This window comes from Bartonella sp. MR168JLCBS (assembly GCF_042194175.1).
Genome location: NZ_JBHIMP010000475.1, coordinates 347 through 636, shown reverse-complemented (window position 1 = coordinate 636; position 290 = coordinate 347). Strand labels below are relative to the sequence as shown.

Sequence of the window (290 nt, the reverse complement as noted above, 5' to 3'; positions counted from 1 at the left end):
TAGCGGATCCTTCAGGTTCGGTAACTATTTTGACCAATCGTAAAACCGCTAAGGACATTTATGAAAAGCAAATAAGTGATGTCCATGATGTTAGTCGTCTTAATCCTTCCGTAACCTACAACTCAGAAAATAATAGTTTTCTTATTCGTGGGTTAGACGCAAACCGTGTTCTTACAACAATGGATGGCATTATTATTCCATGGTTTGATGATATAGTGCGTGGGAGAGGTGGAAACACAACATTTGATTTTAACGCACTTTCCACATTTGATGTTATTCAAGGATCGGAT

General features: G+C 37.9%; 1 protein-coding gene. It reads left to right on the top strand.

The window, feature by feature from the left end; translation table 11 throughout:
• A partial coding sequence (locus ACFIK8_RS12115) for a Plug domain-containing protein (RefSeq protein WP_375669572.1) occupies positions 1-290 on the top strand: 290 nt, incomplete at both ends.